The organism is Streptomyces sp. JLYT201, assembly GCF_059448825.1.
The window spans coordinates 7,015,520-7,039,127 of record NZ_CM182551.1 but is presented as its reverse complement, the minus strand read 5'-3'; the positions used below and the strand labels follow the sequence as shown (position 1 = coordinate 7,039,127).

Annotated in this window: 20 protein-coding genes and 1 CRISPR repeat array; of the genes, 11 read left to right on the top strand and 9 right to left on the bottom strand. The window is 73.9% G+C overall.

Annotation, left to right across the window (positions count from 1 at the left end; all coding sequences use genetic code 11):
• Positions 1–108 precede the first annotated feature (108 nt).
• The 3 genes from AC5WAM_RS29740 (at position 109) to AC5WAM_RS29730 (ending at position 3,825) form a co-directional block, all read left to right on the top strand.
• Positions 109–1,803: a glycoside hydrolase family 13 protein gene (locus AC5WAM_RS29740; RefSeq protein WP_495519428.1), complete on the top strand. Its 1,695-nt coding sequence runs from the start codon at positions 109–111 to the stop codon at positions 1,801–1,803.
• Between the two features lie 25 nt (positions 1,804–1,828).
• Positions 1,829–2,875, top strand: coding sequence for a LacI family DNA-binding transcriptional regulator (locus AC5WAM_RS29735; protein WP_495519427.1), 1,047 nt, complete (start codon positions 1,829–1,831; stop codon positions 2,873–2,875).
• 104 nt (positions 2,876–2,979) lie between these two features.
• Positions 2,980–3,825 carry a phosphatase PAP2 family protein gene (locus tag AC5WAM_RS29730; RefSeq protein ID WP_366791426.1) on the top strand — a complete coding sequence of 282 codons (846 nt, stop codon included), beginning with the start codon at positions 2,980–2,982 and terminating at the stop codon, positions 3,823–3,825.
• Positions 3,826–4,024: 199 nt separating this feature from the next.
• Here AC5WAM_RS29730 and AC5WAM_RS29725 read toward each other — a convergent pair whose 3' ends face one another.
• Positions 4,025–7,015, bottom strand: a complete 2,991-nt coding sequence (locus AC5WAM_RS29725; RefSeq protein ID WP_495519426.1) for a bifunctional [glutamine synthetase] adenylyltransferase/[glutamine synthetase]-adenylyl-L-tyrosine phosphorylase — start codon at positions 7,013–7,015, stop codon at positions 4,025–4,027.
• A gap of 128 nt (positions 7,016–7,143) precedes the next feature.
• On the opposite strand from AC5WAM_RS29725, the gene AC5WAM_RS29720 reads away from it, so the two are divergent.
• The 3 genes from AC5WAM_RS29720 (at position 7,144) to AC5WAM_RS29710 (ending at position 8,802) form a co-directional block, all read left to right on the top strand.
• Positions 7,144–7,656: a pyridoxamine 5'-phosphate oxidase family protein gene (locus tag AC5WAM_RS29720; RefSeq protein ID WP_495519425.1), complete on the top strand. Its 513-nt coding sequence runs from the start codon at positions 7,144–7,146 to the stop codon at positions 7,654–7,656.
• Positions 7,657–7,867: 211 nt separating this feature from the next.
• A complete protein-coding gene (locus AC5WAM_RS29715) occupies positions 7,868–8,302 on the top strand; it encodes a VOC family protein (RefSeq protein ID WP_495519424.1) in 435 nt (144 codons plus the stop codon).
• A 77-nt stretch (positions 8,303–8,379) separates the two neighbouring features.
• Complete coding sequence (locus AC5WAM_RS29710) at positions 8,380–8,802, top strand: VOC family protein (protein ID WP_495519423.1); 423 nt, start codon at positions 8,380–8,382, stop codon at positions 8,800–8,802.
• Here the strand turns inward: AC5WAM_RS29710 and aac(3) are convergent.
• The 3 genes from aac(3) to glnA all read right to left on the bottom strand — a co-directional run bounded on the left by aac(3) (position 8,795) and on the right by glnA (position 12,592).
• A complete protein-coding gene (gene aac(3), locus AC5WAM_RS29705) occupies positions 8,795–9,643 on the bottom strand; it encodes an aminoglycoside 3-N-acetyltransferase (protein ID WP_495519422.1) in 849 nt (282 codons plus the stop codon). The two genes, AC5WAM_RS29710 and aac(3), sit on opposite strands and share 8 nt — an antisense overlap.
• 86 nt (positions 9,644–9,729) lie before the next feature.
• On the bottom strand, positions 9,730–10,203 hold the full coding sequence (locus AC5WAM_RS29700) for a F0F1 ATP synthase subunit B family protein (RefSeq protein WP_495519421.1): 474 nt from the start codon (positions 10,201–10,203) through the stop codon (positions 9,730–9,732).
• A gap of 464 nt (positions 10,204–10,667) precedes the next feature.
• Positions 10,668–11,001: a CRISPR direct-repeat array (repeat unit 29 nt; unit sequence GTGGTCCCCGCGCGTGCGGGGGTGGTCCC).
• A gap of 229 nt (positions 11,002–11,230) precedes the next feature.
• Positions 11,231–12,592 (bottom strand): type I glutamate--ammonia ligase, encoded by a 1,362-nt coding sequence (gene glnA / locus AC5WAM_RS29695; RefSeq protein ID WP_138966394.1) that lies wholly within the window; start codon positions 12,590–12,592, stop codon positions 11,231–11,233.
• 300 nt (positions 12,593–12,892) lie between these two features.
• Between glnA and AC5WAM_RS29690 the strand changes: the two genes are divergently transcribed.
• Positions 12,893–14,182: a globin domain-containing protein gene (locus AC5WAM_RS29690; RefSeq protein WP_495519420.1), complete on the top strand. Its 1,290-nt coding sequence runs from the start codon at positions 12,893–12,895 to the stop codon at positions 14,180–14,182.
• Here AC5WAM_RS29690 and AC5WAM_RS29685 read toward each other — a convergent pair.
• Entirely contained in the window at positions 14,077–14,559 is a 483-nt protein-coding gene (locus AC5WAM_RS29685) for an RrF2 family transcriptional regulator (RefSeq protein WP_366791435.1), read from the bottom strand. The genes AC5WAM_RS29690 and AC5WAM_RS29685 overlap by 106 nt on opposite strands.
• 339 nt (positions 14,560–14,898) lie before the next feature.
• Here AC5WAM_RS29685 and AC5WAM_RS29680 point away from each other — a divergent pair, with 339 nt between their 5' ends.
• Positions 14,899–15,570, top strand: a complete 672-nt coding sequence (locus AC5WAM_RS29680) for a thioredoxin-like domain-containing protein (RefSeq protein WP_366791436.1) — start codon at positions 14,899–14,901, stop codon at positions 15,568–15,570.
• A gap of 30 nt (positions 15,571–15,600) precedes the next feature.
• Positions 15,601–16,242 carry a DUF305 domain-containing protein gene (locus tag AC5WAM_RS29675; RefSeq protein WP_495519419.1) on the top strand — a complete coding sequence of 214 codons (642 nt, stop codon included), beginning with the start codon at positions 15,601–15,603 and terminating at the stop codon, positions 16,240–16,242.
• Between the two features lie 599 nt (positions 16,243–16,841).
• On the opposite strand, the gene AC5WAM_RS29670 is transcribed toward AC5WAM_RS29675, so the two are convergent.
• The 4 genes from AC5WAM_RS29670 to gadC form a co-directional block, all read right to left on the bottom strand.
• Positions 16,842–17,270 (bottom strand): DUF5990 family protein, encoded by a 429-nt coding sequence (locus AC5WAM_RS29670; RefSeq protein ID WP_495519418.1) that lies wholly within the window; start codon positions 17,268–17,270, stop codon positions 16,842–16,844.
• A gap of 596 nt (positions 17,271–17,866) precedes the next feature.
• Positions 17,867–18,655: an alpha/beta fold hydrolase gene (locus tag AC5WAM_RS29665; RefSeq protein WP_495519417.1), complete on the bottom strand. Its 789-nt coding sequence runs from the start codon at positions 18,653–18,655 to the stop codon at positions 17,867–17,869.
• Between the two features lie 8 nt (positions 18,656–18,663).
• Entirely contained in the window at positions 18,664–19,386 is a 723-nt protein-coding gene (locus tag AC5WAM_RS29660; RefSeq protein ID WP_495519416.1) for a DUF998 domain-containing protein, read from the bottom strand.
• A 13-nt stretch (positions 19,387–19,399) separates the two neighbouring features.
• Complete coding sequence (gene gadC, locus AC5WAM_RS29655) at positions 19,400–20,920, bottom strand: glutamate/gamma-aminobutyrate antiporter GadC (RefSeq protein ID WP_366791442.1); 1,521 nt, start codon at positions 20,918–20,920, stop codon at positions 19,400–19,402.
• A 70-nt stretch (positions 20,921–20,990) separates the two neighbouring features.
• Between gadC and AC5WAM_RS29650 the strand changes: the two genes are divergently transcribed.
• Entirely contained in the window at positions 20,991–21,722 is a 732-nt protein-coding gene (locus AC5WAM_RS29650) for a ribosomal eL19 family protein (protein WP_495519415.1), read from the top strand.
• A gap of 128 nt (positions 21,723–21,850) precedes the next feature.
• On the top strand, positions 21,851–23,557 hold the full coding sequence (locus AC5WAM_RS29645) for a multicopper oxidase family protein (protein WP_495519414.1): 1,707 nt from the start codon (positions 21,851–21,853) through the stop codon (positions 23,555–23,557).
• Positions 23,558–23,608: the final 51 nt, after the last annotated feature.

Genomic DNA, 23,608 nt, shown 5'->3' with positions numbered 1-23,608 from the left:
GCCCGCTCGTGACCTTCGCCTCCCGCCGGGCGTTCACCAGGGCGTCCGGCTCCCCCGCGCACGGCGTCGGGAGAGCCGCAGTCGATCCCCGTACCGGCAAGGGACCCCATGACCCAGCACCTCACCGACGCACCGGCCGACGACGCCGACCGCACCGCCGCCGCGCCCTCGGGCTGGTGGCGCGACGCGGTCATCTACCAGGTGTACCCGCGCAGCTTCGCCGACTCCGACGGCGACGGCATGGGCGACCTGCCGGGCGTCACCGCCCGGCTCCCCCATCTGAGGCGTCTCGGCGTCGACGCCGTCTGGCTCTCGCCGTTCTACGCCTCGCCGCAGGCCGACGCCGGGTACGACGTGGCGGACTACCGCGCGGTCGACCCGGTGTTCGGCACCCTCTCCGACGCCGACGACCTGGTGCGCGCGGCCCACGGGCTCGGCCTGCGCGTGATCGTCGACATCGTGCCGAACCACTGCTCCGACCAGCACGAGTGGTTCCGCACGGCCCTCGCCGACGGCCCCGCATCGCCGCTGCGGGAGCGGTTCCACTTCCGCCCCGGCAAGGGCGCGCACGGCGAACTCCCGCCCAACGACTGGGAGTCGGTGTTCGGCGGCCCGGCCTGGACCCGGACCGCGGACGGCGCCTGGTACCTGCACCTCTTCGCGCCCGAGCAGCCCGACTTCAACTGGGAGCACCCGGCGGTGCGCGAGGAGTTCCGCTCCGTCCTGCGGTTCTGGCTCGACCTCGGCGTCGACGGCTTCCGCGTGGACGTGGCGCACGGCCTGATCAAGGCGCCGGGCCTGCCGGACGTCGGCCACGGCGAACAGGTCAAGCTGCTCGGCTCCCGGCCCACGCCGTACTTCGACCAGGACGGCGTGCACGAGATCTACCGCGACTGGCGCACGATCCTCGACGCGTACGACGGCGAGCGCGTCGCCGTGGCCGAGGCGTGGACGCCGACGGTGGAGCGCAGCGCGCTGTACCTGCGCCCGGGCGAGCTGCACCAGGCCTTCAACTTCACCTATCTGACGACGGAGTGGGACGCGGCGGCGCTGCGGGCCGTGATCGACCGCTCCCTGGCCGCCATGAACGCCGTCGGCGCCCCGGCGACCTGGGTGCTCTCCAACCACGACGTGGTCCGGCACGCCACCCGTCTCGCCCCCGGCGACCCGGCGCGCGGCCTGCGCAGGGCCCGCGCCGCGACCCTGCTCATGCTGGCACTGCCCGGCTCGGCCTACCTCTACCAGGGCGAGGAACTCGGCCTGCCCGAGGTCACGGACCTGCCCGACGAGGTGCGCCAGGACCCGGCGTTCTTCCGCGGCTCGGGCCCGGGCGGCGCGGGGCAGGAGGGCACCCGCGACGGCTGCCGGGTGCCGCTGCCCTGGTCGGGGAGCCGGCCGCCGTTCGGCTTCGGGCCCGTGGAGGGCGGCCCGAGCTGGCTGCCGCAGCCCGCCGCCTGGAAGGACCTCACCGTGGAGGCGCAGGAGGCCGACCCGGGCTCGACGCTGGCGCTGTACCGCGCCGCGCTCGCCCAGCGCCGGGCGCAGCTGGCGCTGGGCGCGGGCGAGTCCGTGGAGTGGCTCCCGGCTCCGGAGGGCGTCCTCCTCTTCCGACGGCACGCCGAGGAGGGCCCCGGCGGTGCCGTCGTCGTCGCCGTGAACCTCACGGACCGTCCGGTGCCCCTCCCCGCTCCCGGCCGGTTGCTCCTGAGCAGCGCCAACTCGGACCCGTCGGAGGCCGAGTTGGACGGCTCCGCCGCGGGCGTCGTCGTACCCCCCGACACGACGGTCTGGTGGGCAGCGTGAGAGTCGCCCGGTACAGTCCAATCCTGTGACCGCGCGACTGGCCGACATCGCAGCCCAGGCGGGGGTCAGCGAGGCGACCGTGAGCCGGGTCCTGAACGGCAAGGCGGGCGTCGCTGCGGCCACCCGTCAGTCCGTGCTCGCCGCGCTCGACGTCCTCGGCTACGAGAGGCCCGTACGGCTGCGCAGGCGCAGCGCGGGCCTCGTCGGCCTGATCACGCCCGAGCTGGAGAACCCGATATTCCCCGCGCTCGCCCAGGTGATCGGGCAGGCCCTCACCCGGCAGGGGTACACGCCCGTCCTGGCCACCCAGACCCCCGGCGGCTCCACCGAGGACGAGCTCACCGAGATGCTGGTGGACCGGGGCGTCGCGGGCATCATCTTCGTCTCGGGCCTGCACGCCGACACCACCGCGGACACCGAGCGCTACGAGCGGCTGCGCGCCCAGGGCGTCCCGTTCGTGCTGGTCGACGGCTTCTCGCCCGCGGTGCGGGCGCCGTTCATCTCGCCCGACGACCGCGCGGCCATGCGCCTCGCGGTCACGCACCTGGCCTCGCTCGGCCACACCCGCATCGGCCTGGCCCTCGGCCCGCGCCGCTTCGTACCGGTGCAGCGGAAGATCGAGGGCTTCACGCGCACCATGCGGGAGCGCTTCCAGCTGGCGCCGGACGCCGTCGAGGCGGAGCTCGTCGAACACTCCCTGTACACGCTCGAAGGCGGTCAGGCGGCGGCCTCCGCGCTCCTGGACCGCGGCTGCACGGCCGTCGTCTGCGCCAGCGACATGATGGCGCTCGGCGCGGTGCGGGCCGTGCGGGACCGGGGCCTGGAGGTGCCGGACGACGTCTCCGTCGTCGGCTTCGACGACTCGGTCCTCATCGCCTTCACGGATCCGCCCCTGACGACGGTCCGCAAGCCCGTGCCCGCGATGGGCCAGGCCGCGGTCCGCACGCTCCTGGAGGAGATCGCGGGGACGCCCGCGCCGCACAGCGAGTTCGTCTTCATGCCGGAGCTGGTGGTGCGCGGCTCCACGGCGATGTGCCCGGACGAGCGGCCCGGCACCCGGTCCGCCCCTTAGGAAATCGGCCTGAAGCGACTCGTCCCTGAGGCGTAGGGAGTGCGCCCGGAACCCATCGGGGGGATGATCTGAGGTGAGGTGGGTATCTGGCAGACTCTGTGCCTATGGGTGAGATGACTGTGACGACACTGGAAGGCCGCCAGCGGCCCACCACATCACCCAGCGCGGGCGAGCCGGATGACCGCTTTGGGCGGAATCTCCTGCGCCGCTTGCGTACGCCCCGGCGACCACGGCTGTGGTTCGAGATCCTGTTGATCGCGGTGAGTTACTGGACGTACTCGCTGATCCGCAACGCGGTGCCGGAGCAGAAGTCGGCCGCGCTGCGCAACGCCGACTGGATCTGGGACGTGGAGAACACCCTCGGCATCGCCGTGGAGCGTTCCGTCAACCACGCCGTGGATTCCGTGACATGGCTCATCGTCGGCATGAACTACTACTACGCGACGCTGCACTTCATCGTCACGCTCAGTGTTCTCGTGTGGCTGTACCGCAGTCATCCCGGCCGGTACGCGGCCACGCGCCTGGTCCTCTTCGCGACCACGGCGGTGGCCCTGCTCGGTTACTACCTGTATCCGCTGGCGCCGCCCCGGCTGATGCCCGGCGGGGACTTCATCGACACCGTCATCGTGCACAACACGTGGGGCTCGATGGCGTCCGGCGACCTCAAGAACATGTCGAACCAGTACGCCGCGATGCCGTCCATGCACATCGGCTGGTCCCTGTGGTGCGGCCTGACCATCTTCGCCCTCGCCTCGGTGCCCTGGGCGAAGGTCCTCGGCCTGCTCTACCCCGTGGCGACGCTCGTGGTCATCGTCGCCACCGCCAACCACTTCTGGCTGGACGCGGTGGGCGGCATGATCTGCCTCGCCTTCGGCTTCGCGGTCGTCCGCCTCTGGTACGGCGCCTTCCCTTACGCCCTGCCGCAGCAGATCCCGCCACTCCGGGCCTGATCCCTCGCGGGGCGCCCCAGACCCGCCCCTTCCCGATTCCTGGGGGCTCCGCCCCCAGACCCCCGCTCCTCAAACGCCGGAGGGGCTATTCATAGCCCGTCCGGCGTTTGAGGACGAGGCGCGGAGCGCCGATAAGGGGGTCCAAGGGGGCGGAGCCCCCTTGTTCGGGAAGGGGCGGGCCCGGGGCGCCCCGCGAGGGCTACGCCCCGTAGAAGCGCGCTTCCACCACGGCCCGGGCCCGCCGGGTGGTGCGGCGGTAGTCGTCCAGCATGTCCCCGACGTGTCCGGCCTCGTACCCCAGGTAGCGCCCGACCGCGGCCAGCTCCCGCCCGTCGGACGGGAACGTGTCGCCCGCCCGCCCCCGCACCAGCATCACCGCGTTCCGCACCCGCGTGGCGAGCACCCACGCCTCGTCGAGGATCCCGGCCTCCTCGCCGGGGATGAGCCCGGCCGCGCAGGCCGCGGCGAGGGCCTCCCGGGTGCGGGTGGTGCGCAGGCCCGGCTCGGCCCAGGCGTGCCCGAGCTGGAGGAGCTGGACGGTCCACTCGACGTCGGAGAGGCCGCCGCGGCCCAGCTTGGTGTGCAGCGTGGGATCGGCGCCGCGCGGCAGGCGCTCGGTCTCCATCCGGGCCTTCAGCCGGCGGATCTCGCGGACCGCCTCCTCGCCGAGCCCCTCGGCGGGGTAGCGCAGCGGGTCGACGAGCTCGACGAAGGCCCTGCCGAGGTCCGCGTCGCCCGCGACGGGCTCGGCGCGCAGCAGCGCCTGGGACTCCCAGACGAGGGACCAGCGGCGGTAGTAGGCGGCGTACGACTTCAGGGTGCGGACCAGCGGGCCGCTCTTGCCCTCGGGGCGCAGGTCGGCGTCGATGAGCAGCGGCGGGTCGGCGGAGGGCAGCTGGAGCAGGCGCCGCATCTCGGCGACGACCTTGTTCGCGGCCTTGGCCGCCTCCTGGTCGTCGACGCCCTCGCGGGGCTCGTGCACGAAGAGGACGTCGGCGTCGGAGCCGTAGCCGAGCTCGCGCCCGCCGAAGCGGCCCACGCCGATGACGGCGAAGCGGGTGGGCAGCTCGTCGCCCCAGCCGTCGCGGACCACGGCGCGCAGGGCGCCCGCGATGGTGGCGGCGGTCAGGTCGGACACGGCGGTGCCCACGCGGTCCACCAGCGCGCCCGCGTCGGTGCCCGCGCTGCCGTACGAGGCGATGAGGTCGGCCGCGGTGGTGCGGAACAGCTCGCGCCGCCGCACCCCGCGGGCGGCGGCCACCGCCTGCTCGGGCCCGTCGGCGCGGCTTACGGCGGCCAGCACCTCCTGTTCGAGGGCGGCGCGGCCGCGCGGCTCCAGGCCGCGTTCGTCGCCGAGCAGGGCGACCGCCTCGGGGGCGCGCAGCAGCAGGTCGGGGGCGAGGCGCCCGGCGGAGAGGACCCGGGCGAGGTTCTCCGCCGCCGCGCCCTCGTCGCGCAGCAGACGCAGGTACCAGGGGGTCTTGCCGAGCGCGTCGGAGACCTTGCGGAAGCCGAGCAGGCCCGCGTCGGGGTCGGCGGAGTCCGCGAACCAGCCGAGCAGGACCGGCAGGAGCGTGCGCTGGATGGCGGCCTTGCGGGTGACGCCGGAGGCGAGGGCCTCCAGGTGGCGCAGGGCGGCGGCCGGGTCGGCGTACCCGAGGGCGACGAGCCGCTCGCGGGCCGCCTCGGTGCTCAGCCGGGTCTCGCCGGGGGCGAGCTGGGCGACGGCGTCGAGCAGCGGGCGGTAGAAGAGCTTCTCGTGCAGGCGGCGGACGACGGTGGTGTGCCGCTTCCAGGCGCGGCCGAGGTCGGTGAGGGGCTCGGTGCGCATGCCGAGGGAGCGGCCGATGCGGCGCAGGTCGGCGTCGTCCTCGGGCACGAGGTGGGTGCGGCGAAGCCGGTACAGCTGGATGCGGTGCTCCAGGGAGCGCAGGAAGCGGTAGGCGTCGTCGAGCTGGGTGGCGTCGACGCGGCCGACGTAGCCCCCGGCGGCGAGCGCGGCCAGGGCGTCGAGCGTCGTACCGCTGCGCAGCGACGCGTCCGCGCGGCCGTGCACCAACTGCAGGAGCTGTACGGCGAATTCGACGTCGCGCAGGCCGCCGGGGCCGAGCTTCAGCTCGCGGTCGACCTCGCCCGCCGGGATGTTGGCGATCACGCGGCGGCGCATCTTCTGCACGTCGGCGACGAAGTTCTCGCGCTCGGCGGCCTGCCAGACCAGGGGCGCGACGGCGGCGGCGTACTCCTCGCCGAGCTCGGCGTCACCGGCGACGGGCCGGGCCTTGAGCAGCGCCTGGAACTCCCAGGTCTTGGCCCAGCGCTGGTAGTAGGCGAGGTGCGAGGACAGGGTGCGCACCAGCGGGCCGTTGCGGCCCTCGGGGCGCAGATTGGCGTCGACGGGCCAGATGGTGCCCTCGACCGTGGTGTCCGAGCAGATCCGCATCAGGTGCGAGGCGAGCCGGGTCGCGGCCCGCAGGGCCTTGCCCTCGTCGACGCCGTCGGCGGCCTCGCCGACGAAGATGACGTCGACGTCGGAGACGTAGTTCAGCTCGTGGCCGCCGCACTTGCCCATGGCGATGACCGCGAGGCGGCACTGGGCGGCGTCGGCGGGCGCGGCGGCGCGGGCCATGGCGAGCGCGGCGCGCAGCGTGGCGGTGGCGAGGTCGGCGAGCTCGGCGGCGGTCTGGGCGACGTCGGTGGTGCCGCACACGTCGCGGGCGGCGATGGAGAGCAGGCAGCGGCGGTAGGCGACGCGCAGCGAGACCGGGTCGGTGGCCCCGGCGAGGCAGCGCTCGAACTCCTCGACGCCCGGGTGCAGATCGGCGGCCTCGTACGTGACCAGGGCGCGCCAGTCGCGCGGGTGCCGGGCCAGGTGGTCGGCGAGCGCCTCGGAGGCGCCGAGGACGCCGAGCAGCCGGTCGCGCAGCGGCTTGGAGCTGACGAGGGTGTCGAGGAGCTCACGCCGGTCGGTCCCGGCGGACTCCTCGGGCTGGGCCTCCACGAGGCGGACGAGGCCGAGCAGCGCCACGTCGGGGTCGGCGGTGGCGCCGAGCGCGTCCAGGAGCACCGGGTCGGCGCGGACGGCGTCGAGGCCGGGCGCGGCGAGCAGCCGCTCGGCGGCCGACGGGTCGGTGAATCCGTGCCGCAGCAGCCGCGTGAACGTGCTGCTCCTGCGCCCTTGCGGCAGCGTCATCTGCACGCCTTTCGCTCGCCTGTCCTGGCCAGAGCCTACCGAGCGGTGACCGGGCGCGGTCCGATGAGTTTCCCGCGCGTGCGAGGTCTGCCCCGGGACGCAAGCATGGAAGCGACAGGAGGGCCGTCATGACGAGCCAGGAACCGGTGACCGAGCTCGATCCGCGCTACAGCAGCGACGACGCCGTCGCCGTCCCCTGGGCGTACGCCCTTGAGCTGCTGCGGTCGGCCGAGCAGTTCTGGATCTCGACGGTGCGCCCCGAGGGCCGCCCGCACGTCACGCCGCTGCCCGCGGTGTGGCAGGACGGGGCGCTGCACTTCGCGACGGGCCCCGAGGAGCGCAAGGCGCGCAATCTGGCGCGCAACCCCGAGACGGTCCTGACCACCGGCACCGGACAGTGGGACCAGGGCTACGACGTGGTCGTCGAGGGCACGGCGACGCGGGTCACGGACGAGCGGCGGCTGCTGGCCCTCGCCGCCGCCTGGGAGGACAAGTACGGCAGCTTCTGGCACTACGAGGTGCGGGACGGCTGCTTCCACCACGGCGCCGGGAACGCGTATGTCTTCGCGGTGGCGCCGCGCACGGTGTTCGGCTTCGGCAAGGGGGAGCCGTTCAGCCAGACGCGGTGGCGGTTCGGGTGAGGGCGGGCGGGCCGGGGCGGTGGCGTGCCGGGGGCGGCGGGCGCTCGGGGGCGGCGGGCACGCCAGGGCCGCCGGGGTCGCCGGGGTCGCCGGGGTCGCCGGGGTCGCCGGGGTCGCCGAAGACCCTCCTCAATCGAACAAATATCCGTACCATGGGCGGGCCGGTGTGCGCCCCGGTCGCGGCGTACGCCCCGAAGGAAGGGATCGAGCCATGGAATGGACGCTCGAAGTCGTGACGCTGCCCGTCGCGGACCTCGACCGGGCCAAGGACTTCTACGAGAACAAGTGCGGCTTCGGGGCGGACCTGGACAGCGAGGTCGCGCCGGGCGTGCGCGTCATCCAGATCACGCCGCCCGGCTCGCGCTGTTCGTTCGCCATGGTCTCCGGTCTGCCCCTGGCCCCCGGCCAGGACGCGATGGCCCCCGGCTCGCTCCAGGGCCTCCAGCTCTGCGTGACCGACATCGAGGCGGCCCGCGCGGAGCTCGCGGACCGCGGCGTGGACGTCACGCCGGTGCGGACGCTGGGCGCGCGGGGCTGGGAGGACGGCAGGGGCGACGCGGAGTGGAGCTCCTTCTGCTTCTTCAAGGACCCGGACGGCAACGGCTGGACGGTGCAGGAGGCCCCGGCCCCGCTCGCGCAACGCTGAACGCTGAACGCCGAACGCCGAACGACCGACCACGAGGGCGTCCCGGCCCCGCGGGCGCCCGGCCACGAGGAGAGTCGATGGACTACACACTCGAAGTGATCCCCCTGCCCGTCACCGACATCGACCGGGCCAGGGACTTCTACGCGGACAAGTGCGGCTTCCACGTCGACATCGACGGGGAGGTCGCGCCCGGCATACGGCTCGTGCAGCTGACGCCGACCGGCTCCGGCTGCTCGGTGATCCTCGGAGACACCGTCTGGGAGTCGACGCCGGGCCCGACGCCCGAACCCGGCTCGTACCAGGGCCTCCAGCTCGTGGTCGCCGATCTGAAGCAGGCCCGCGAGGAGCTGACCGCCCGCGGCCTCGAACTGTCCGAGACCGTCTCCTACGCGGAGGCGGACGGCGCCTCCTTCATGTACTTCACCGATCCCGACGGCAACGGCTGGTGCATCCAGGAGTACAAGGTCCGGGCGGCACGGCCGCTGCGGGAGGTCATCTGAGCTTCTCCTCCATCCAGGCCACGCCGAACTCCACGACGTCCCGGGCCTCCAGGAGGTGGCTCTCGGCGGCGCCGACGAGCCCGCGCGCGCCCTTGCCGGTGGCGAGCAGGTCACGGGCGATGACCTCGAACGGCCAGACGCCGTCCGGCACGACCGCGGAGTAGTCGAAGGCGCCGTCGGCGGAGTCGATGTCGTGGAAGCGCCGCCAGACGCGCCGGCCGCCCTCCAGGACGGGCTGTTCGTAGTCCACGAAGCGCTTGCCGGGGGCGTCGGCGAGGGCCTCGGCGTGGTGCAGCAGCGTGAGCGAGTCGAGCGGCGCGCCGAGGAGCAACACCCGGCCGCCCTTCGCCACGAGCCGGGCGAGGGGGCTGTCCGGGCCGTGCGGGTCGTCCCACGGGTGGTCGTCCATCAGCGCCCGCGCGTCGGCGCCGAGCGCGGCGAAGCTGGCGTCGGGGTGGCGGCTGCGCACGGCGCCGGGCCAGCGGCGCAGCGCTTCGGGCAGCCGCCCGTTGTTGTGGTCGGCCTCGCTCAACTCCGGGTCGTACGCGGGGTGCTCCGCGCGCAGGGCGTCCTGCCACTCCTGCGGCCACTCCGTGCTGAACTCGTACGGCGGCGCGTCGTTCCACCCACACGTCACCATCAGCGTGCCGCGCTCCCCCACGACATCGCCGAGCGCCCCGATGAGCGTCTGCGGGCCGCCCGCCACGTATCCGATGGCGGACATCCGGGTGTGGAACATGACGACGTCGCCCGCGGCGAGGCCCAGTGCCCGCAGGTCCCGCACGAGCCGCCCCCGGGTCACGGGACCGCCGGAGCGCTTCAGCAGTTCCTCTTCGTCCATGCCCGCGACGCTAACCGCGCACCACGCCGCGCGGGCAACTCATTTACCCGTACGGGGAGTCCGGAAGGCGGCGACCGCCGCGCGGCTCAGCGGTCGGTCGCGGCACCCAAGGGCTCGCCGACGATGCGCTCGGCGAGACGGGCAGCCAAGCGCCTTGCGTCCCGCTCCAGTTCACCCCGCGCGGCGGCACGCTCCGCGGCGACGCGGGCGGTACCGGCGGCCACGGCCTGGTCCCGCTCCCGCAGCCCGGCCTCCCGGGCGGCCCGTATCGCCTCGGTGCCCTCCTCCAGGGCGCGCTGCCGGGTCAGGGCGGCCTCGTGCCGCGCGTCGGCCAGGATGCCCGCGCGCGCCTCACCCGCCCTGGCCGCCTCGGCGAGAGCCGCCTCGGCCGCACGGGCCCGCCCCTCCGTCAGCCGCTCGCGCTCGGCCAGCGCCCGCGTGAGACGGGGCAGCAGCACCCCGGCGAAGACCCAGAAGACGACGGTGAACAGCACGCCACCGAGGAACAGATCGACGGCGCGCGGCCGAAGGGGACCGAGTTCGAGCGCGAGGAGATCCATGCCGGACGATCTACCCATATCCCACCCGGAACGAACGCGTTTTCGAGCAGGCCTTCGCCCAAAGTCCCGCACCCCCGCCCGGGACCTCTCGCCCCCCAAGCCCCCCAGGAACCCGGAAGGTTCGCACCCCTACAGCCCAGGCAGGCCCTTCCGCAGCTCGAAGACCGTGACCTCGGAGCGGTACTCCTCCCACTCCTGCCTGCTCCTTGTTGCGCACACGACTCCGGAGGCCGCATAGATCGACAGTCCAGAGCGCCCCTGCCCTGCGCCTCGGCCACCACGCCCGGGACATTCACCCACTCCTCACGCACTGCACAGCGCACAACCGAACCCGGAGCCACGCGCCGCGGAGGGCCCCTAGAATCCGAAGCACCGCTTCAACTCGACCCTGGGGCGAAATGTCCGTTCTTTTGGAAGCGAATGAAACCGGAGCTCTGCCCCGCTAACGTGCCTGGTCAGCTCGTGTGGTCCCCGCGCGTGCGGGGGTGGTCCCCGCGACGACAAGGGTTCCGCTTCCGCCGCTGAGTGGTCCCCGCGCGTGCGGGGGTGGTCCCGGCAAAGGGATTCCGGTACGGGATGACGCAGGGTGGTCCCCGCGCGTGCGGGGGTGGTCCCTGGTCGCGGACCGGGCTGGCGCAGGCGGGAGCGTGGTCCCCGCGCGTGCGGGGGTGGTCCCATGTCGTCCATCGCGTGGATGACAGCGCTCCGGCGGTCCCCGCGCGTGCGGGGATGGTCCCCAGCCCGGCACCAACCACGACGCCCTGTGGGAGTGGTCCCCGCGCGTGCGGGGATGGTCCCGACTCGTTGACCGGGAATGGTGCGACGAGCGGGTGATCCCTGCACGCGCGGGTGGTCCCGGGGGGCTGCGGCGCGGGTCTGGTCGCTGCCAGTGGTCCCCGCGCGGCGGACCCGTTCGGTGTTCGACGGCCCGCAGGCGGCCCGGAGGTAGGCGGACGGCGGTGAGGGGCCGCGGTCGTCGAGTGCGGTCCCTCACCGCAGGGCCGTCCGAAAGGGGGCCGAGCCGCGCTTACAGGACCGGCAGGTTCTTGCGCAGCTCGAACGCGGTGACCTCGGAGCGGTACTCCTCCCACTCCTGCTTCTTGTTGCGCAGGAAGAAATCGTAGACGTGCTCGCCGAGGGTCTCCGCGACCAGTTCGGAGCGTTCCATGAGGTGGATGGCCTCGCCGAGGTTCTGCGGGAGGGGTTCGATGCCGAGGGCGCGGCGTTCGGCGTCGCGGAGGGCCCAGACGTCGTCGTCGGCGCCCGGCGGGAGTTCGTAGCCCTCCTCGATGCCCTTGAGGCCCGCGGCGAGGAGGACCGCGTAGGCGAGGTAGGGGTTGGCGCCGGAGTCGAGGGAGCGGACCTCGACGCGGGCGGAGCCGGTCTTGCCGGGCTTGTACATGGGCACGCGGATGAGGGCCGAGCGGTTGTTGTGGCCCCAGCAGATGTACGAGGGGGCCTCGCCGCCCGCGCCCGCGGTGCGCTCGGAGCCGCCCCAGATGCGCTTGTAGGAGTTGACCCACTGGTTGGTGACCGCGGAGATCTCGGCGGCGTGCTTCAGGAGGCCCGCGATGAAGGAGCGGCCGACCTTGGAGAGCTGGTACTCGGCGCCGGACTCGTAGAACGCGTTGCGGTCGCCCTCGAAGAGGGACAGGTGCGTGTGCATGCCGGAGCCGGGGTGCTCGGAGAACGGCTTCGGCATGAACGTCGCCTGGACGCCCTGCTCCAGGGCCACCTGCTTCATGACCAGGCGGAACGTCATGATGTTGTCCGCCGTGGAGAGCGCGTCCGCGTAGCGCAGGTCGATCTCCTGCTGCCCGGGCCCGCCCTCGTGGTGGCTGAACTCGACCGAGATGCCCATGGATTCGAGCATCGTGATGGCCTGGCGGCGGAAGTCCATGCCCACGTTCTGCGGGGTGTGGTCGAAGTAGCCGCTGGTGTCGGCGGGGGTGGGCCGCGAGCCGTCCAGGGGGCGGTCCTTCAGGAGGAAGAACTCGATCTCGGGATGCGTGTAGAAGGTGAAGCCGAGGTCGGAGGTCTTGGCGAGGGCGCGCTTGAGGACGTAGCGCGGGTCGGCGAAGGACGGGGAGCCGTCCGGCATCAGGATGTCGCAGAACATCCGGGCCGTGCCGGGCGCCTCCGCGCGCCAGGGCAGCACCTGGAAGGTGGACGGGTCCGGCTTGGCGATCATGTCGGACTCGTAGACGCGGGCGAAGCCCTCGATCGCCGAGCCGTCGAAGCCGATGCCCTCGTCGAAGGCCTGCTCCAGCTCGGCGGGGGCGACCGCGACCGACTTCAGGAAGCCGAGTACGTCCGTGAACCACAGGCGCACGAACCGGATGTCGCGCTCCTCCAGAGTGCGGAGCACGAACTCCTGCTGCTTGTCCATCTCGACTTCCACCCATCCTTGCTGGTCGGAACCGGCTGCTCCCAAGCCATGGGACGTCGCCCCGGCACATGAGCATCCCACCACACGGTTTCACGCGCGTTGCGGCCGCTCATCGCCCATACTGCACGGTTCTCCGGAGGCGGTGACAGCCGCGTCGGACCATCCGCTTAAAGTGGTATCTCAGATGCAAGTTTTACGCGGGCCGGGCTCCGGTCCCGTGCGGAGCCGTGCCCCGGCTCCGCGGGGGACGGGGCGCCGCGCCGCGCGAGCCGGGACGTCCGTCCCGCGAGAGGAGGCACCTTGCTGTCCGACCAGTCCGCCGCCGCCGTCCGCGCCACGCTGCCCGCCGTCCGGGCCGCCATGGAGGACATCACCGCCCGCTTCTACGACCGGCTCTTCGCCGCCCACCCGGAGCTGCTCCGGGACCTCTTCAACCGCGGCAACCAAGCCGCGGGCACCCAGCGCCGGGCCCTCGCCGGGTCCATCGCCGCCTTCGCCGCGCACCTCGTGGACCGCCCGGACGAGCGGCCCGACGTCATGCTCGCCCGCATCGCCCACAAGCACGCGTCCCTCGGCGTCGCGCCCGACCAGTACGAGACCGTCCACCGGCACCTCTTCGCCGCCATCGCCGAGGTCCTCGGCGACGCCGTCACGCCCCGGGTGGCGGCAGCCTGGGACGAGGTGTACTGGCTGATGGCGAACGCCCTCATCGCGATCGAGGCCCGCCTTTACGCCGAGCGGGGCAGTACGGCGGGCGCGGACGCGCTGCGCGCGTGGGAAGTGGTGGAGCGGATCGAGGAGACGGCGGACGTCGCCACCTTCCGGCTGCGCCCGGCCGACGGCACGCCCCCGCCCGCCTTCCGCGCGGGCCAGTACGTGTCCGTGCAGGTCGAGCTCGCGGACGGGGCCCGGCAGATACGCCAGTACAGCCTGTCAGGGCTGCCGGGCGCGGACGTCCGGCAGATCAGCGTGAAGCGGGTCCGGGGCGGCGCCGGGCCCGACGGCGAGGTCTCCGCCCACCTCCACGCGCGCGTGCGCGTCGGCGACCGGCTGCGGATCTCCGCCCCCTACGGCGACCTCGTCCTCGACGACGGCGTCCTGCGCGGCCCGGACGGCCGGACGCCCGCGCCGCTCCTGCTCGCCTCCGCGGGCATCGGCGTCACCCCCGTGGTCGCGATGCTCGACCAGCTCGCGGCCGCCGGGCACCGGGGCCCGGTCACCGTCGTGCACGCCGACCGCTCCCCCGCCGACCACGCGCTGCGCGCCGCCCACCGCGCGTACGCGGACGCGCTGCCGGGCGCCACGGCCCACTTCTGGTACGAGCGCCCGGAGCCGGGCCACCCCGCCGACCGCACGGGCCGCGTGGACCTGGCCGCGCTGCCGGTGCCGCGCGGCACGCACGCGTACCTGTGCGGGCCGCTGCCCTTCATGAAGGCCGTACGCTCCCAGCTCCTCGCCAAGGGGGTCGCGCCCGCCGCCGTCCACTACGAGGTCTTCGGCCCCGACCTGTGGCTCGCGAGCCCGAGCAGCAGCGGTCCCGTCGGCGAGGCCACGATGTCCGCGACGGTCAGCGGGTCGAGGGTGGCGTAGAACGCCTCCTGCGCACGGCGCAGCGCGCCCCGCAGCCGGCATCCCGAGTTCAGCGGGCAGGGCGTCGCGCCCTCGCACTCCACGACGTCCCCGTCGCCCTCGAACTCGCGGACCAGGGCCCCGACGGACGCGGTGCGCCCCGCCTCGGTGAGCACGAGCCCGCCGCCCCTGCCGCGGCGGGCCTCGACGAGGCCGAGGTGCGTCAGGCGCGCGGCGACCTTCGCGGCGTGCGTGTAGGGGACGGCCATGTCCTCGGCGACCTGGCGGGTGGTGGGGGCGGGGGCGGGCGCGTCCCCGTGGCGGCGGCCCGGCGCGTCCGCGACGGCCAGGCGCATGAGCATGCGCAGGGCCAGGTCGGTGGAGTGCAGGAGCCGCATGTCGCGCAGCGTAGGGAATGCGCATGAGGGGTTCAAATTTTCGAGGCGGGCGGGCGGCGGGCCCGGGAGCGGCGGGGTCCGGCGCGGCCGCCGTGCGGGGCCGACCCGGCTGCCGTGCGGTGCCGGACCGGCCGACCGCGCGTGGGGGTGGCACCGGCCCGGCCCCGCCCCCGCGCGCGGTCGGCCGGATGGCGACGGTCAAGGGGCGCCGCCCGTGCTGGATTTGGGAGATTGGAAGCGCGGCCCTTCCGCTCGGCGGCACGCGGGCTACGATCAACGCACTCGCAACGCCCCCTGTTCGACCCATCCGATCCGTCCCTTTCCGCAGAAGGACACACCATGGGTTCCGCCAAGAAGACGAGCAGCGCCGAACGCAAGGCCCGAATAGCGGAGATGCGGCGCGCCGAAGCCGCCCGCGAGCGCCGCACCCGCGCACTCACCATCACCCTGAGCGCGGTCATCGTCGCGGCCCTCGGCATCGGCGGCTACTTCCTCGTCTCGCAAGCCGACGACGACGATGACTCGGGCAAGGCGGGCGACGCGGCGGCCGTGGCGAAGTTCACCAGGACCAAGGACGGCGAGAAGGTCTGGGACGCCAAGAAGCTGGGCCGCACCCACGTCGCGGGCAAGGTGACGTACCCGGTGACGCCGCCGGTGGGCGGCAACCACAACCAGGTGTGGATGAACTGCAACGGCGACGTCTACCAGAACGAGATCCCGAACGAGAACGCCGTCCACTCCCTCGAACACGGCTCGGTCTGGGTGACGTACAACGACCAGGCGAAGCCCGCCGACCTGAAGAAGCTCGAAGCGAAGGTGAAGAAGACGCCGTACTCGCTGATGAGCCCGGTCAAGAAGCAGAAGGAGCCGCTGCTGCTCACGGCCTGGGGCCACCAGCGGGCCATCACGGGCGCGGACGACCCGAAGGTCGGCTCGTTCTTCTCCACGTTCGTCCAGGGCAAGCAGACCCCCGAGCCGGGTGCCGCCTGCACCAACGGCAAGGGGCAGTGACACGTCCGTGAGGACGGGGATGGGGCAGTGATGAAGCGCACCGACTGGCTGATCGGCGCCATCGCGGGCGCGGTGCTCGCGGCGGGCGGCATCACGGCCGCCGTGGCCGCCACCGACGACTCCTCCGGTTCGGGCTCCGGCTCCGGCGTCGACGGCGCGCCCTCGGCCACCTCCGCCGACGCGGGGTTCGCCCGCGACATGTCCGTGCACCACCAGCAGGCCGTGGAGATGTCGTACGTCGTCCGCGACCGCACCGAGAACGAGGAGATCCGCAGGCTCGCGTACGACATCGCGCAGACCCAGGCCAACCAGCGCGGCATGATGCTCGGCTGGCTCGACCTGTGGGAGCTGCCCAAGGTGTCCGAGGACGCGCCCATGAAGTGGATGGGCATGGGCGACGCCCCGGCGGGCGACGACGGCGCGCTGATGCCCGGCATGGCGACGAACGCGCAGATGAAGCGGCTCGGCGAACTCAACGGCCGCAAGGCCGAGATCTACTACCTGCGGCTGATGACCGCCCACCACAAGGGCGGCATCCACATGGCGCAGGGGTGCGTGGAGCGCTGCGCGGTGCCGGTCGAGCGGCGGCTCGCGCAGGGGATGGTGGAGTCCCAGGAGTCCGAGGTCAAGCTGATGGCGGACCTCCTGAAGGCGCGGGGCGCGAAGCCGTAGCCCTCCGGCGGCAGCAGTGGTCCGGCCCAGGGGACCGGACCCCTCACGTCCCCGGACCCTGAGCGGCCTCGGGCCCGTTGCAGCCCGGCCCCCTCACGGCCCCGGAACCATGGCGACCCCGGGCTCGTTGCGGCGCGGGCTCATTGCGACCTGGCCCCGTCGATGCTCCGCCCCGGAGGGGTCTCGGGCCCGTGGCAGCCGGGACCCACCATGGCCCCGGACCATCGCAGCCCCGGGCTCAGCGCGACCTGGCCCCAGAGCGGCCCCGGGCCCGTTGCAGCCGGGACCCACCATGGCCCCGGACCATCGCGGCCCCGGGCTCAGCGCGACTTGGCCCCGGAGCGGCCCCGGGCCCGTCGCGGTCCGGATCCAGACCTGTCCCGGACCCATTGCGGTGCGGACCCGGAGCAGCCCTGGCCCCGTCGAGGCTCCACACCGAAGCGGCCCCGGACCTATCGCGACCCGGACCCCGAGCAGCCCTGGACCTATCGCGGCCCGGACCCGAAGCAGGCCTGGGCTCATGGCGGCCCGGCCCCACCGCGGCCGGGGCCCGGACCAGCTCCGGCCCCATGGCGGCCCCGGGCCCATGGCGGCGCGGGTCAGCCCGTTCGCCACTCCACGTGCGGTGGGCGCACCGCCGCGCACAGCGGCATCCCCGCCCCGTCCGTGAGCCTCAGCTCGGCGGTGCCTGCCCCGGCCGCGAGCACCTCGTCGGGGAGGTCCGCGAAGAACAGCTTGGCGCGGCGGAACATCGCGAAGCCGCCACCGGGCGGCAGCTCGCCCCATGTCAGGTAGAAGAACCTCGCGCCCCGCGCTCCCTGCACGTACGGGCCCTTGAAGTCGGGCGTGCCGTCGGGTGCCGGGGCCATCGTCACCCCGAACTCCCACACCGCCTCGGGCGCGTCCCCACGGACCGGGCCCTCGGGCTCCCTGCCCCGCTGCACGGCCACGTGCACGTCCCGGAACCCCCCGCACTCCGCCCCAGGCAACTCCCGCCCCACCACCCGCAACACCAGCCTCTGAGTCATGCGGTCCATGGCACCACGAGCCTCTGACAACAGCCGCCCCCACCGCTACCGCGGCGGATTATCCCCGCCCGCCCACCCGTGGCGCCTCGGCCTTGCCCCACCGGGCCCCGACGCGTCGCGCTCACCGCCCGGTGGGTGGTTCCCGCCGCTACCGCGGCGGGATCTCCCACCCGCCCACCCGGGTCTCCTCGGCGTTGCCGGGTGTGGCCCCGACGCGGAGCGCTCGCGGCTGGGTGGGTGGTGCCCCAGGGGGTCCCGCCCCGGGTGGGGGCGGGCGGGTGGGCCCGCCCCGGCCGCGCGCAGCGCGACACCACGGGCCAGCCGCCCCCCCCCCCCCCCGCTGTGGGCAATCGTCCCGCAGGGCGGGACGGGTGGGCACAGCCCCCAGCTACCGAGCAACCGCTGAGGCAAGGGCCCGACCCCGGCGGGGACGGGTGGGAGACGACCCCGGCAGCGCGCAGCCCGGCTTCCCGCCGCGGGCCATCGGGCACAGCCACAGCTACCGAGCAACCGCTCCTCCCAGTGCGGCTGCGGCAGGGGCGGGCAGGCACAGCCACAGCTGCCGAGGGGCCGGAGGGCCAGGGTCAGGGCCCCGGCTAGCGCGTGGCCAGGATCGCCTCGGCGACCTCGTGGGGGCGGTCCCGCATCAGGAGGTGGCCCGCAGGGCACAGGGCCTGGAAGGACGCCCCGAGGGACGCGGCGAGGCCGCGCTGCCGGGACACCCAGCGGCTCGCGCCCGCAGGGCCCGCCGCGAGCACCGCCACCGGCACGTCCGGCAGCGCGGCCGCCCGCCTGAGCAGGGCGAGTTCATGCGCCACGTCGCCGTACGTCACGTACTCGACGAGTCCGGCCCGCCACACCCGGCTCACCCCGTACACCGCCCGCGGCCCACGCGGCACGCCCCCGCCCCGCAGCAGGGGCCCGAGGGCCCGCGGCACCCCGAGCGCGCCGAGGACCGCCCCGCCCGCCCACGCCCCCGCGACCCGCGCCCCGCGTGCGGGCAGCGCCCGCGTCCGCTCCTCCACGCTGGAGTCGACGAGGACGAGCCCGGCCGTCCGCCCCGGCCACCACCGCGCGAACGCCTCCGCGTGGAACCCGGCGAGCGAGTGCCCGACGACCGTCACGGCCCGCTCCCCCAGCCCCACGGCGTCCAGGACACGGGCGACGCGCTCCGCCTCCCCCGCCAGCGTGGGCACCCCGCGCGCGGGCCCGCTGCGGCCGAGCCCGGGCCGGTCGAAGCGGACGACGGTGCGGGCGGGGGCGAGCAGTTCGACCACCGGGTCCCACTCGAACCACGCGAGGCCGAGCCCCGCGCTGAGCACGCACACGGGGCCGTCCCCGGTCACGTCTACGTGGTGCGGCACCCCGTCGATCCGTACGAACACCCTCCCGGTCACCTCCGCCGCCGTCCGAGGACGAGCCACGCCAGGCCCGCCAGCCACAGGGCGATCGCGAGCACCTGGAGCCGCTGGCCGAGGCCGAGCCCCCACGTGCCGTGCCCGGCGTCGAAGGCGAAGACGGCCGCGAGGGTCCAGCCGGTGGCGGCGAGTTCGACGGCCACGAGCACCACGAGCGCCGCCCGCTGCCGCGCCCCGCCCGCGCCCGCCCGGCGTACGGCCGCCGTCAGGAGCACCATCCCCACCAGCGCCCCGGCCACGGCCACGCTGCTGCTGACCGCGTGGGCGGAGTGCGTGAAGGGCACGAGCCCGGCCCGCTCGCGCGCGAGGCACGCCGCGTCCACGGTGGGCGCGCAGCTCAGCGGAAGGCGCGCGTCGGCGGCCGTGGCCGCGCCGAAGAGGACGAGCCCGGCCCAGCCGAGGGCCGACAGGGCGCGGACGCGCGGCACGGCGGCCCGGCAGCGCAGCCGCGCCAGGCCGCCCAGGGCCCCCGCGCACACCAGCACGCCCGCGGCGAAGTCCACGGTCCGGAAGAAGGCCCCGTACGGCTGGTCCTCGGCGGCGAGCTCGCTCACGTACGTCCGGAGCGGCGAGAGCCCGGTCGGCAGGACCGCTTCGAGGGTCCACGAGGTGTACGCGGCGGCGCCGGCGACCAGGAGCGCGGCCACGGCCACGCGCACGGCGCGGGGCGCTCCGGTGGCCCGGGGCGTGGGGGACATACGCGTCGTGAGGCTAGTTGAGAGCATGCGCGCCTTGGTGGTCGGGGTGGATCCATTCCGGTTTGCGGAACTTGAGGAAGGCGACCGGTGCGGCCACGCCGATCGCGAGCAGCCCGCCGCCGACGATCATCAGATAGCGCCACAGCGGCGCGTCGCCGAACTGGTCCGGCGGCACGAAGCCGATGCAGAGCGCGCACGCCGAGGCGACGAAGCCGACCCCGGCGACGAGCGTGACGGCGGGCACGACGAAGCCGCGCTCGACGTGCGGCTGGGTGCGGCGAAGGCGCACCACGGCCACGAACATCAGCAGGTACGCGATGAGATAGATCTGCACGGTGATCACGGAGAACATCCAGTACGCGCTGGAGACGTCGTCGCTGAACGCGTACAGGACGCCGATCAGGGTGGTGATCACACCCTGCGCGATCATGATGTTCAGGGGCACGCCGTGCTTGTTGAAGCGCTGGAGGAACGGCGGCAGATAGCCCTCCTGCCGGGCCAGCGTGACCAGGCCCTTGGCGGGTCCCGCGAGCCACGTCAGCATGCCGCCGAGCGCGGCCATGACCAGCATGATCCCGACGACCTTCGTCATCCAGCCGATGTGGAAGTGGTCGAAGAACGCCTGGAAGGCCTGCATGAGCCCGGCGGTGAGGCTGAGCTGCTCGGACGGCATGACCCAGCTGATGGCCAGGGCCGGAACGACGAAGATCAGCAGGACGAGGCCGGTGGCCAGGAAGATCGACCGCGGGTACTCCGCGCGCGGGTGCCGCAGCGACGACACGTGGACGCCGTTCATCTCCATGCCGGCGTACGACAGGAAGTTGTTGACGATGAGCACGAGGCTGGCCAGGCCCGTCCACGGCGGCAGCCAGTGGTCGGCCGTCATGGGCGCGGCGGGCTCGTTGCCCTGCCCCAGGAAGACGAGGCCGAGGGCGACGAGCACGACGCCGGGGACGAGCGTGCCGATCACGAGCCCCAGGGACGAGAGGCCCGCCACGGTCTTGGTGCCGCGCGAGGTGATCCACACCCCGGTCCAGTAGATGACGACGATGACGATGGCCACGTAGAGGCCGTCCTCGGCGAGGCTCGGATGGACGACGTACGCGAACGTCGAGGCCACGTACGCGAGCAGGCTCGGGTAGTACGCGATGGTCATCGCGAACTGGCACCACACCGCCACGAATCCGAGCGGCTTGCCGAGCGCCTCGCTCACCCACCGGTAGATGCCGCCCGTCCACCCGGAGGCCAGCTCCGCGCCGACGAGGGCCGTGGGCAGCAGGAAGACCACGGCGGGCAGGAGGTACAGGAAGACGGCGGCGAGGCCGTAGATGGCCATGGCGGGCGAGGGTCGCAGGCTCGCCACGGAGGCGGTGGTCATCAGGGCGAGCGTCACCCAGGAGATGAACTGCCGTGAGGTCCCGGTGTCCTCCCCGAACTCCGCGGCCCCGGCGTCACCGGCCTTCGCGGCCGCCGCGGCCTGTTCGGCCGCCGTCGTCTCGCCCGCGCTCTGTCCGGGCTTGTCCGTAGTCGTCATGGGTTCATGATCAATGTTTCTCGCGGGCCCCGCACATCGCTCCATACCGGGGAGGGGTAAGCTCCCGTCCATGAGCCCGAAGCAACAGCCCACGAGCGCGAGCGGATTCCTGCTCCTCGTGGCGCTGCTGTTCGGCATCGTGACGATGCACACGTTGGGGCATCCGCAGGAGCACGGCGGCGGCCCGGCACCCTCGGCCCACGCGCGCGTGGCGGACACCACGGGCCCCGGGGAGGCCCACGCGGCCACTCGGGGCACCGCGGCGGGGCCGCCCCCGCACGCGGGGGCCGGGCCCGCGGTCGGGAACCAGGCCGTCGCACACGCGGACGCCGGACCGATGGCCGTGCACCACGTCGTCGCGGGCGCGGGCGTCGAACCCATGGCCGCGCACCAGGCCGCACCGCACGCGGGGGCCCGGCCCCTGACCGCGAGTCACGCCATCGCGCACGCGGGCGTCGGGGCCATGGCGGTGAACGACGTCGTCGCGGGCGCGGGCACCGGACCCCTGGTCGCGCATCAGGCCGCACCGCACGCGGAGGCCCAGCCTCTGACCGCGAGTCACCTCGTCGCCCGTACGGCATCGCCGCCCGGCTCTCCCTCCCACGACACCGGCATGGACCCGATGTCCGTGTGCCTGGCCGTCCTGGGCGGCGCCCTCGTGCTCGCGCTGTTCGGCACGGTGGCGGCGCGGCCTCCGGCAGCCGCGCCCGTCCTGCTGCCCGCCGGGCTCCGGGCGGCGCCGTGGCCCGAGCCGCCCCCGCCGCGCGCGCTCCTCGCCCGTCTCTCCGTGCTGCGGATCTAGGCCGCCGTACCGGCTGCTTCGCGCTGCCCGGGCCGCGGTGGGAACCTCCGCGGCCGCGGCGGTGCACCAGAAGCAGCAGACGCGCCCTTCTGCACGCACCACTCAGTACGGACGAGGTGTATCCAGTCATGCGCACCCACACCGAGCGCACCCCGCACACATCCCGCCGAGCCCTGCTCGGCGCCGCCCTCGCCACCGCAGGGGCCGGGCTCGTCACGGCCTGCTCCGGCGACTCCAGCGGCGGCTCGCACTCCGGCCACGGCGGCCGGGGCGGCCCTTCGGCCGGTTCGAAGGGCTATGTGTCGCCCTCCGGCCCCGAGGTCGCCGCCGCCGAGAAGAAGCGCCCGGGCGGCGGCCGCCTGCGCGAGCTGAAGCTCATGGCCATGCCCGCGACGCTCGACCTGGGCGGCCCCACGGTCAAGTCCTGGGCGTACGGCGACGCGCTGCCCGGCAAGGAGATCCGCGCGACAGCGGGCGACACGCTCTCGCTCACCCTCGCCAACCACCTCCCGCAGTCCACGAGCCTGCACTGGCACGGCCTGGCCCTGCGCAACGACATGGACGGCGTCCCCGGCCTCACCCAGCGGGACATCAAGCCCGGTGCCGCCTTCACCTACCGCTTCAAGGTCCCGCACCCGGGCACCTACTGGTTCCACCCGCACTCCGGCACCCAGCTGGACCGGGGGCTGTACGCGCCCTTGATCATCGACGACCCCAAGGAGCCCCTGACGTACGACAAGGAGTGGGTCGTCGTCCTCGACGACTGGGTCGACGGCGTCGACGGCTCCACCCCCGACGCGGTCCTCGCGGAGCTGCGCGGCGGCATGGACATGGGCGGCGGCATGGACCACGGGGGCGGCATGGACCACGGCGGCTCCGGCGGCAGCGGCGGTTCGGACGGCTCCGGCGGCAGCGGCGGCGGCTCGGGACACGAGGGGCACATGTCCCGCACCGCCCTGACCGGCTCCGCGAAGGCCTCCCCCGAGCCCGCCCCCAAGGGTCCTTCCCGCATGCTCATGGGCTCCACCAGCGACATCCTCGGCCGGGACGCGGGCGACGTGGCCTATCCGCACTACTTGATCAACGGCCGCACCCCCAAGGCCCCCACCTCCTTCCGCGCCCGCCCCGGCGACCGCATCCGGCTCCGCCTGATCAACGCGGGCGGTGACACCGCCTTCCGGGTGGCGCTCGGCGGCCACGAGCTGACGGTCACGCACACCGACGGCTTCCCGGTGCGGCACCGGAAGGCCGACGCCCTGCTCATCGGCATGGGCGAGCGGTACGACGTCCTGGTCACCGCCAAGGACGGCGTCTTCCCGCTGACCGCCGTGGCCGAGGGCAAGAAGGCGGCGGCCCAGGCGGTGCTCCGCACGGGCGGCGGCCGCGCGCCGTCACCGTCGGTCCGGCCCAAGGAGCTCAAGGGCCGCGTGGTGCTCGCCGAGCGGCTCACGGCGGACGACTCCGTGGCCCTCAAGCCCGGCGAGCCCGACCGCACCATCAAGATCCGGCTGACGGGAGGCATGGAGAAGTACGACTGGGCCTTCGACAAGAAGCCGTACGCACCCGACCGGCGTCACCCGGTGCGCGCCGGTGAGCGCGTGCGCCTGGAGTTCAGCAACTCCACGTCGATGTGGCACCCCCTCCATCTGCACGGCCACACCTTCACCCTGGCGAGCGCCCCCGGGCGCCCCCGCAAGGACACCGCGATCGTGCTGCCGAACGGCCGCCTGACGGTGGACTTCGAAGCGGACAATCCAGGCCTGTGGATGATCCACTGTCACAACGTCTACCACGCGGAGGCAGGAATGATGACCGTCCTCGGTTATCGCTCCTGACCCAGGTCAAGGCCGTGGCGCGGTGCTCCTGGACGGTCGTCCGCCGTCCGT

Excerpts from the sequence above, each read along its gene's own strand:
- AC5WAM_RS29740 (WP_495519428.1), top strand. The coding sequence starts at position 109 with ATGACCCAGCACCTCACCGACGCACCGGCCGACGACGCCGACCGCACC.
- AC5WAM_RS29730 (WP_366791426.1), top strand. The coding sequence starts at position 2,980 with ATGGGTGAGATGACTGTGACGACACTGGAAGGCCGCCAGCGGCCCACC.
- AC5WAM_RS29725 (WP_495519426.1), bottom strand. The coding sequence starts at position 7,015 with ATGACGCTGCCGCAAGGGCGCAGGAGCAGCACGTTCACGCGGCTGCTG.
- AC5WAM_RS29720 (WP_495519425.1), top strand. The coding sequence starts at position 7,144 with ATGACGAGCCAGGAACCGGTGACCGAGCTCGATCCGCGCTACAGCAGC.
- AC5WAM_RS29715 (WP_495519424.1), top strand. The coding sequence starts at position 7,868 with ATGGAATGGACGCTCGAAGTCGTGACGCTGCCCGTCGCGGACCTCGAC.
- AC5WAM_RS29710 (WP_495519423.1), top strand. The coding sequence starts at position 8,380 with ATGGACTACACACTCGAAGTGATCCCCCTGCCCGTCACCGACATCGAC.
- AC5WAM_RS29700 (WP_495519421.1), bottom strand. The coding sequence starts at position 10,203 with ATGGATCTCCTCGCGCTCGAACTCGGTCCCCTTCGGCCGCGCGCCGTC.
- glnA (WP_138966394.1), bottom strand. The coding sequence starts at position 12,592 with ATGGACAAGCAGCAGGAGTTCGTGCTCCGCACTCTGGAGGAGCGCGAC.
- AC5WAM_RS29685 (WP_366791435.1), bottom strand. The coding sequence starts at position 14,559 with ATGCGGCTCCTGCACTCCACCGACCTGGCCCTGCGCATGCTCATGCGC.
- AC5WAM_RS29680 (WP_366791436.1), top strand. The coding sequence starts at position 14,899 with ATGGGTTCCGCCAAGAAGACGAGCAGCGCCGAACGCAAGGCCCGAATA.
- AC5WAM_RS29675 (WP_495519419.1), top strand. The coding sequence starts at position 15,601 with ATGAAGCGCACCGACTGGCTGATCGGCGCCATCGCGGGCGCGGTGCTC.
- AC5WAM_RS29670 (WP_495519418.1), bottom strand. The coding sequence starts at position 17,270 with ATGACTCAGAGGCTGGTGTTGCGGGTGGTGGGGCGGGAGTTGCCTGGG.
- AC5WAM_RS29660 (WP_495519416.1), bottom strand. The coding sequence starts at position 19,386 with ATGTCCCCCACGCCCCGGGCCACCGGAGCGCCCCGCGCCGTGCGCGTG.
- gadC (WP_366791442.1), bottom strand. The coding sequence starts at position 20,920 with ATGACGACTACGGACAAGCCCGGACAGAGCGCGGGCGAGACGACGGCG.
- AC5WAM_RS29650 (WP_495519415.1), top strand. The coding sequence starts at position 20,991 with ATGAGCCCGAAGCAACAGCCCACGAGCGCGAGCGGATTCCTGCTCCTC.
- AC5WAM_RS29645 (WP_495519414.1), top strand. The coding sequence starts at position 21,851 with ATGCGCACCCACACCGAGCGCACCCCGCACACATCCCGCCGAGCCCTG.